The sequence below is a fragment of the uncultured Enterovirga sp. genome (assembly GCF_964242715.1).
GTDB lineage: Bacteria > Pseudomonadota > Alphaproteobacteria > Rhizobiales > Beijerinckiaceae > Enterovirga.
The window spans coordinates 23,464-31,092 of record NZ_CAXTAZ010000057.1 but is presented as its reverse complement, the minus strand read 5'-3'; the positions used below and the strand labels follow the sequence as shown (position 1 = coordinate 31,092).

Below are 7,629 nucleotides of genomic sequence, written 5' to 3'. Positions count from 1 at the left end.
CCAACTACTTCAGAGCCGCTGGATACGAACCGGAGTAAGCTGAAACCGCTCTAACGGAATCGAGAATCCGAGCCTAGGCTTCGAAACAAGCTTCATTTGATCGTTGGGACCCACGCATAGGCCGAGATCGCGATAAGCCGCGCGAGCCTGAGGCATGCCGGAGGTTGTTGAAGACAGCTTCGCAAAAGAGCTTACGAGCCTGGGCCGCGCCGGGTTCATTCAGAAAGCTTACAGCACAAGCGTAGAATTATAGTCATAGAGCTATCAAAGTAAACTTCGTGAACCTCATAAGCCGGCAGCATCGCACGGATGCAGGAGGCTAGGCCTTCAGACTACAATTGCCTAGGACCGTGATCTTCAAGGATGTTCCTCCGACCCGTCGCGGGTCATCGCTCCGTCGTGACGACCCGGCCCCTGTCGATCGACAATCCGAGGGCGCCGGCCTTCAAGGCAAGCGCCTTCTCCCCAAACAGCCCGCGGCGCCAGCCTCGCAGCGCCGGGACGTCGGCGGTGTCGCTCTCGGCGATCGCTTCCAGGTCGTCGACGCTCGCGATCACCTTCGGGGCGACCCGCTCGTTTTCGGAGACGGCCCGCAAGAGGACCTTGAGGAGTTCGACCGTCGCGGCGCCGCCGTTGCGGCCGCGCGAGCGGGAGGGGACCGGGATGGTTGCGGGATCGCGTTCGATGCCGCGCTCCACCGCGGCCAGAATATCGGCGCCGGTGCGCGAGCGCTCGAATCCGTTCGGGATCGAGCGCAGGCGTCCGAGCGCCTCGATGCTGCGGGGGGCCGAGGTCGCGACGTCGATCACGGCCTCGTCCTTGAGAATCCGGTTGCGGGGCACGTTGCGGGCCTTCGCCTCGCGCTCGCGCCAGGCCGCCACCTCCATCAGGACCGCGATCTCGCGCGGCTTGCGCATGCGGCCGGAGAGGCGGGTCCAGGCGAGGTCCGGGTCGTTGCGATAGGTCGCGCCCGAGGTCAGGATCGCCATCTCGTCGTCGAGCCAGGCCGTGCGGCCGCTCTCTTCGAGCTGCGCCTTGAGATGCTCGTAGACGGCGACGAGATGCGTCACGTCCGAGAGGGCGTAGGCGGTCTGCGCCTCGCTCAGCGGCCGGCGCGACCAGTCCGTGAAGCGGGAAGACTTGTCGATCCGGGCCTTGGCGAGATCGTTCGCGAGCTGCTCGTAGGAGACGCTATCGCCGTAGCCGCAGACCATGGCGGCGATCTGGGTGTCGAAGAGCGGGACCGGGATCACCTCGCCCATATTCCAGATGATCTCGACATCCTGGCGCGCCGAGTGGAACACTTTGACCACCCGCTCATCGGCCATCAGCCTGAGGAATGGGGCGAGGTCGATGCCGGGGGCCAAGGGATCGACCAGCACGCCGTCGATCTCCGGGCCTGCCATCTGGATCAGGCAGAGCTTCGAATAATAGGTCGTCTCGCGCATGAACTCCGTGTCGACGGTGACGAACGGGCGCTCGGCGAAAGCGGCGCAAGCGGTTTCGAGGTCGGCGGTCTCGGTGATCGACTCCATGCGACGGCTATAGCCTAGGCTCAGGCGCTCGGCGACCGGGATTCTGCAAGGCTGGACGGGGGCGATCAGGCCCGCTGCGGACCGCCCTGCCAGATGATCAGGGCCCGCTTGTCGCGGCCCGAGCGTCCCTCGCCCTGGATGAGCGTTTCGATGTCGCGGGTCTTCAGACTGACCGCGCCCGGCGCCCGGCCGAGCGTCACGAAGGCCGAGACGGTGCAGAAGAACAGGAGGAGGGTTCGGGAGAGGTCGACAGGCATGATCGGCGCTCGCGGTGAGCGGCCGAGGTAGCTTCCGGAGTCTCTACGCGACGTTTCGAATTTGAGTTAACGCCCCGCGCTGCGCGCAGGGCTCGTTGGCGCGCTCTCTGCCCCATCCCTCGCGACGGAAGCCCCGGTGTCCGAGAGGCGCGTCGTTAAGCTTTTCTTCGCTATGATGGCCCGAGTCCCGAAGACCCGCCGAGCGACCATGGCCGACCGCATCGCCGCCCTCCGCCGCTATCTCGACCGCCGCATCGCCCTGATGCTGGCGCTCGGCTTCTCCTGCGGGCTGCCGTTCCTGCTCGTTGGCGGGACCTTCACGGCCCGGCTCGCGACGTCCGACATCGACATCAAGGCGATCGGCCTCTTCGCCTATCTGCTCCTGCCCTACAGCTTCAAGTTCCTCTGGGCGCCGGTGGTGGACGCCTTCGACGTCCCGATCCTCGCGCGGTTGCTCGGGCGGCGGCGCGCCTGGATGGTTGTCGCGCAGGCATGCGCCTCACTGTCGCTCCTCGCGATGTCGGTGACCGATCCCGTGGCGACTCTGCCGCTTCTCGGTCTTGCTGCCTTCCTGCTCGCCTTCTCGGCCGCGACCCAGGACATCGTGGTCGATGCCTGGCGGATCGAGGCGGCCGGCCTCGAGCGCCAGGGCATGATGCTCGCGTCCTACCAGCTCGGCTATCGGCTCGGCCTGATTTCCGCTGGCGCCGGCGCTCTCCTGATCGCGAGCTCGTCGGGATGGCAGGCCTCCTACCTGACCATGGCAGCCCTGATGGGCATTGGGCTCGTGGCCTCGCTGCTCGCCCCCGCGCCGCCCGAAACGGGGAGGGCAGGGGCCCCCACAGCTCCGCGCGAGCCGTTCTCGTTCGGCCGCGCGGTCGCGGCGCCCTTCGCCGATCTCTACCGCCGGCAGGGCCCGCGTCTCGTCGCCATCCTGGCGCTCGTCGCCTTCTACCGCATGCCGGATTTCGTCTCGGGCGTGATGGCGAACCCGTTCTACATCAAGCTCGGCTACACGCTCCCCGAGATCGCGGCCGTCTCGAAATTGTACGGCATCTGGATCGGTATGATCGGCGCCTTCGCGGGCGGCTTCTCGATCGCGCGCTACGGCCTCTACCCGACCCTCATCGTCGGCGCCGTCGTCGGCGCGGGATCGAATCTCGCTCTCTCCTGGCTCGCCGGCGGTCCGCCGGAGGTCTGGCGGCTCGCCGTCGCGGTCTCGATCGACAATTTCTCGGGCACCTTCGCCGGAACCGCGCTCATGGCCTACATGTCGGGGCTTACCGCGCTCGGCTTCGCGGCGACGCAGTATGCTTTGCTCTCCTCGCTCTACGCGCTTCCGGGCAAGCTCGTCTCGGGTCTGTCAGGCTTCATGGTCGCGGCCTACGGCTTCCCGGTCTTCTTCGCGCTGACCGCCGCGATCGGCATCCCGGTCGTGGTGCTGTGCATCCTCTACGGCCGTGCGGTTTCGCCTCCCGCGGACACCGTCGCCATGGCGCCGGCAGATCCCGAGGCGCTCGCGCCCGCCCGGCCCGCCTGAACGGCCGTGCATTCCTCTGGCGACCTCCTGGCCGATCGCCGCTACGGCTATGCGGAGGCGAGTTTCCAGGAGAGCGACTGGGAGGCGGCGGCCGACCTAGCCCGGCAGGCGCTCGATCTCGCACCGGGTTTCGCGGCGGCCTGGTTCCTGCTGGGCCGGGCCCGGGAGGCGCAGCTCCGAACCGAGCCGGACGGCCCCGACGCGGCGGCCCGACGGGTTGAGGCCGTGCAAGCTTTCGAGAACGCGCGCGCACTCGACCCTGAGGATCGACAGGGTGCTGGCGCGCGGCTCGCTATGCTGGGGATCGGCGACCCGATGGCAGCGATCTCGCCCGGCTATGTGCGGGCGCTGTTCGATGACTACGCCATCCGCTTCGATCGCCATCTCGTGCGATCGCTCCGGTACCGCGCGCCGGAACTGATCCACGAGGCCGTCCGCCGCGCGGCGAGCCTGCGGCTCCGGCCCTTCCGCTTCGAGGCCGCCCTCGACCTCGGCTGCGGCACCGGTCTCGCGGCCGAGCTGTTCCGGCCCGTCTGCGACACGCTCGCGGGCATCGACCTCTCGCCCGCCATGCTGGAGCGGGCCCGCAGCAAGCGGCTCTACGACGATCTCGCCGAGGGCGACCTCCTGCCCTGGCTCGCGGCCCGGCCTGCCGCCTCGGTCGACCTCGTCCTCGCCGCCGACGTCTTCGTCTATCTCGGCGATCTCGGCCCCGTCTTCGCCGAGACGGCGCGGGTGCTGCGGCCGGGCGGGCTCTTCGCCTTCACGGTCCAGGCCCATCCGGGGGAGGGCGTCATCCTGGGCGACGATCTCCGCTACGCCCACGGCGAGGCCTACCTGCGCGCGCTGGCGGCCGAAGACGGGCTGGCGTTGCCTCTCCTCGAAGACGTCTCGACCCGGGAGGATCGCGGCGAGCCCGTGCCCGGGCGGCTCGCGGTCTTGGCGCGCTGATCAGGCGAGGTCCGTCTTCGCGAAATCCTCGCCCTTGTAGAGGAGCGGCATGCCGCGAAGCTTGGCGCAGGCGTAGGAGAAGCAATCGCCCATGTTGAGCGCCGCCGGGTGACGGCCCTTGCCGTAGCGGAAGAAGGCGTCCACGGCTGCCGAGGCCTCCTCCGGCCCGAGACCGACGACCGTCACCTCCGCCTCTTTCAGGAAGAGTTCAACATCGCGGCGGGCCTCAAAGGGGCTTTGTCCTCGACCCCGTGCGACGGCCAGGGCGGCTTCGTAGACGGAGACGGCGTGAGTCATTCGATCTCTTGCCCTCTCCACTTTCGACGAGATGAACTCGGCATCAGGCTCGTCGAGGATGATCGCGACGAGCGCAGAGGCGTCGATGATCATTCGTCGTTGAGCGAATCGTAGAAGGCTTTGTCGACTGGCAACCCTTGACCTGCGGCCTCTCTGCTGCGTTCGCGGATAGGACGGATGCGCTGGTACAGTGACGGTCGTTCGAGCTGAGCGCGGGCCGCAAGCTTGATGGCGTCTGTCAGACTAATGTTCCGCTGCTGGGCGAGTTCTCGGACAAGCCTATCGGCTTCGGCATCGCGGATATGAAGCGCCATGATCCCGTCTCGTGTAGATCGATCGGCATGTAGCGTGTACACAGCCCCGTGACAACGCCCGATCTTCTTCCGGACCGCTTCGCGGCCTGGTTCGCGGCGCGGGGCTGGAGCCCGCGGCCGCATCAGCTCGAGCTGCTGGCCAAGGCGAAGGCGGGCCGCTCGGCCCTGCTCGTGGCGCCGACCGGGGCGGGAAAGACGCTGGCCGGCTTCCTGCCGAGCCTCGTGGAATTGTCCGACCGTGCTCCCGCGCCGGCCGGGCGAAAAGCCCCGGGACGGCGGCTGCACACCCTCTACATCTCGCCCCTGAAGGCGCTCGCGGTCGATGTCGCCCGCAATCTCGAGATTCCGGTCCAGGAGATGGAGCTTGCCGTCACGGTCGAGACCCGGACCGGCGATACGCCTCCGCACAAGCGCAAGCGCCAGATCGAGCGGCCGCCCGACATCCTGATGACGACGCCCGAGCAGCTCGCGCTGCTGCTCGCGAGTCGGTCCGCGGCGGAGCTGTTCGGCGGCCTCCGCCGGGTGGTGCTGGACGAGCTGCACGCACTCGTCACCTCGAAGCGCGGCGACCTCCTCGCGCTCGACCTCGCCCGCCTCTATCGCCTCGTTCCGAACCTCGCCGCCGTCGGCCTTTCGGCCACCGTGCGCGAGCCGGAGGCGTTGCAGCGCTACCTGGTGCCGCAACGGCCATCGGACGAACCCGACGCTCTACCCTCCCCCTTGCGGGGAGGGCCGAGTCGCGCCGGAGGCGCGAACCGGGGTGGGGGTAGCCCAGACGGCACCGTCGAAGGCTCCTCCTCCACGACCCCCACCCCCAGCCCCTCCCCGCAAGGGGGAGGGGAGCGCGTCGGTGCAGGCCCGGGTCGCCCAAGCCTCGCCGATCTCGTCGTCGTCTCCGGCGGCGCCGCTGCCGATATCCGCATTCTGACGCTCGACCGCGACCTGCCGCTCGCCGGGCATCTCGGCGCGCTGGCCTTTCCGGCGATCCTCGACCTGATCCGCGAGCACAAGACTACGCTCGTCTTCACGAATACGCGCTTCCAGGCCGAGTTCACCTTCCAGGAGCTGTGGCGGCTGAACGAGGAGACGCTGCCGATCGCGATCCATCATGGCTCCCTCGACCGGGAGCAGCGCCGTCGCGTCGAGGCCGCGATGACGGCCGGGAAGCTGAAGGCGGTGGTCTGCACCGCGACGCTCGATCTCGGCATCGATTGGGGCGATGTCGACCTCGTCGTGAATGTCGGGGCGCCGAAGGGGGCGTCCCGCATCATGCAGCGCATCGGTCGCGCCAATCACCGCATGGACGAGCCCTCGAAAGCCTATCTCGCGCCGACCAACCGGTTCGAGATCCTGGAATGCACCGCCGCGCTCGACGCGGTCCACGATGCCGCCCAGGACACGCCGGACCCGCGAGTCGGCGCGCTCGACGTCCTGGCGCAGCACGTGCTCGGCATGGCTTGCGCCGGGCCGTTCTCGATGGAGGACCTGTTCGAGGAGGTTCGCTCGGCGGCGCCCTATACCTGGCTGACCTGGGAGGATTTCGAGGCGGTCGTCGATTTCGTCGCGACCGGCGGCTACGCACTCCGGGCCTATGAGCGTTTTGCCAAGATCCAGCGCGGGCCGGACGGGCTCTGGCGGATCCGCGACGGGCGGGTTGCGCAGCAATATCGGCTGAATGCCGGCACGATCGTCGGCGGCGCCATGCTGAAGGTCCGCATGGTCCGCCAAGCCCGCAACAAGCCGGGCACCATCATCCCGCGCGGCCGCATCCTTGGCGAAGTCGAGGAAGGCTTCTGCGAGATGATGACGGCCGGCGACACCTTCATCTTCGCCGGCGAGGTGCTGCGCTTTGAGGCGATCCACGAGGACGAGGTCCATGTCACCCGCACGAACAAGGGCACCGATCCAAAGATCCCTGCCTATGCCGGCTCGAAATTCCCGTTGTCGACCTTCCTGGCGGCCCGGGTGCGACAGCTTCTCGCCGACGAGGCCGGGTGGGACCGCTTGCCGATGGGTGCGGACGAGTGGCTGCGCCAGCAGAGCCGGCGCTCGCTGATCCCGGAAGCGGGCGACCTCCTGGTCGAGACCTTCCCGCGCCAGAAACGCTACTACCTCGTCGCCTTCCCGTTCGAGGGGCGCCTCGCCCACCAGACGCTCGGGATGCTGCTGACGCGGCGCCTCGAGCGCGCGCGTCTCCGGCCGCTCGGCTTCGTGGCAAATGACTATGGCCTAGCCGCCTATTGCCTGGGCGATATCGGCGCGCGCGTCGAGGCCGAACCCGGCTTCATCGACGACCTCTTCGGCGAGGACATGCTGGGAGACGACCTCGAGGATTGGCTGGCCGAATCCGCGATGATGAAATGGACCTTCCGCGACTGCGCCATCATCGCGGGCCTCATCGAGAAGCGCCATCCGGGCGAGACGCGCCGGACGCAGAGGCAGACGAACATCTCGACCGACCTCGTCTACGACGTGCTCCGCCGCCACCAGCCGGACCATCTCCTCCTGCGGGCGGCCCGGGCGGATGCCGCGACCGGTCTCCTGGATGTGAAGCGGCTGGGGCTGATGCTGGCGCGCATTCGGGGACGAATCAGGCATAAGCCGCTCGACCGCGTCTCGCCGCTCGCCATTTCGCTGATCCTCGAGATCGGGCGGGAGCGGGTCTTCGGCGAGGCGGCGGACGAGATTCTGGCCGAGGCGGAGCAGATGCTGATGGACGAGGCGACGGCGTGAGT

At 68.3% G+C, this 7,629-nt stretch carries 7 protein-coding genes; 3 read left to right on the top strand and 4 right to left on the bottom strand.

The features are described from left to right. Window positions 1-386 precede the first annotated feature (386 nt). Together rnd and ACFE87_RS21205 are read right to left on the bottom strand one after the other, a co-directional pair. Window positions 387-1,535, bottom strand: coding sequence for a ribonuclease D (gene rnd / locus ACFE87_RS21210; RefSeq protein ID WP_375461651.1), 1,149 nt, complete (start codon window positions 1,533-1,535; stop codon window positions 387-389). 65 nt (window positions 1,536-1,600) lie between these two features. After that, window positions 1,601-1,792: a hypothetical protein gene (locus tag ACFE87_RS21205; RefSeq protein ID WP_375461650.1), complete on the bottom strand. Its 192-nt coding sequence runs from the start codon at window positions 1,790-1,792 to the stop codon at window positions 1,601-1,603. Window positions 1,793-2,000: 208 nt separating this feature from the next. On the opposite strand from ACFE87_RS21205, the gene ACFE87_RS21200 reads away from it, so the two are divergent. After that, window positions 2,001-3,332, top strand: a complete 1,332-nt coding sequence (locus ACFE87_RS21200) for an MFS transporter (protein ID WP_375461649.1) — start codon at window positions 2,001-2,003, stop codon at window positions 3,330-3,332. Between the two features lie 6 nt (window positions 3,333-3,338). Further along, entirely contained in the window at window positions 3,339-4,283 is a 945-nt protein-coding gene (locus ACFE87_RS21195) for a methyltransferase domain-containing protein (RefSeq protein ID WP_375461648.1), read from the top strand. Here ACFE87_RS21195 and ACFE87_RS21190 read toward each other — a convergent pair whose 3' ends face one another. Together ACFE87_RS21190 and ACFE87_RS21185 are read right to left on the bottom strand one after the other, a co-directional pair. Beyond that, entirely contained in the window at window positions 4,284-4,673 is a 390-nt protein-coding gene (locus ACFE87_RS21190) for a type II toxin-antitoxin system VapC family toxin (protein WP_375461647.1), read from the bottom strand. Beyond that, complete coding sequence (locus tag ACFE87_RS21185) at window positions 4,670-4,894, bottom strand: type II toxin-antitoxin system VapB family antitoxin (protein ID WP_375461646.1); 225 nt, start codon at window positions 4,892-4,894, stop codon at window positions 4,670-4,672. Before ACFE87_RS21185 ends, ACFE87_RS21190 begins: the two co-directional genes overlap by 4 nt. Window positions 4,895-4,942: 48 nt before the next feature. Here ACFE87_RS21185 and ACFE87_RS21180 point away from each other — a divergent pair, with 48 nt between their 5' ends. Next, window positions 4,943-7,627 (top strand): DEAD/DEAH box helicase, encoded by a 2,685-nt coding sequence (locus ACFE87_RS21180; protein ID WP_375461645.1) that lies wholly within the window; start codon window positions 4,943-4,945, stop codon window positions 7,625-7,627. Window positions 7,628-7,629: the final 2 nt, after the last annotated feature.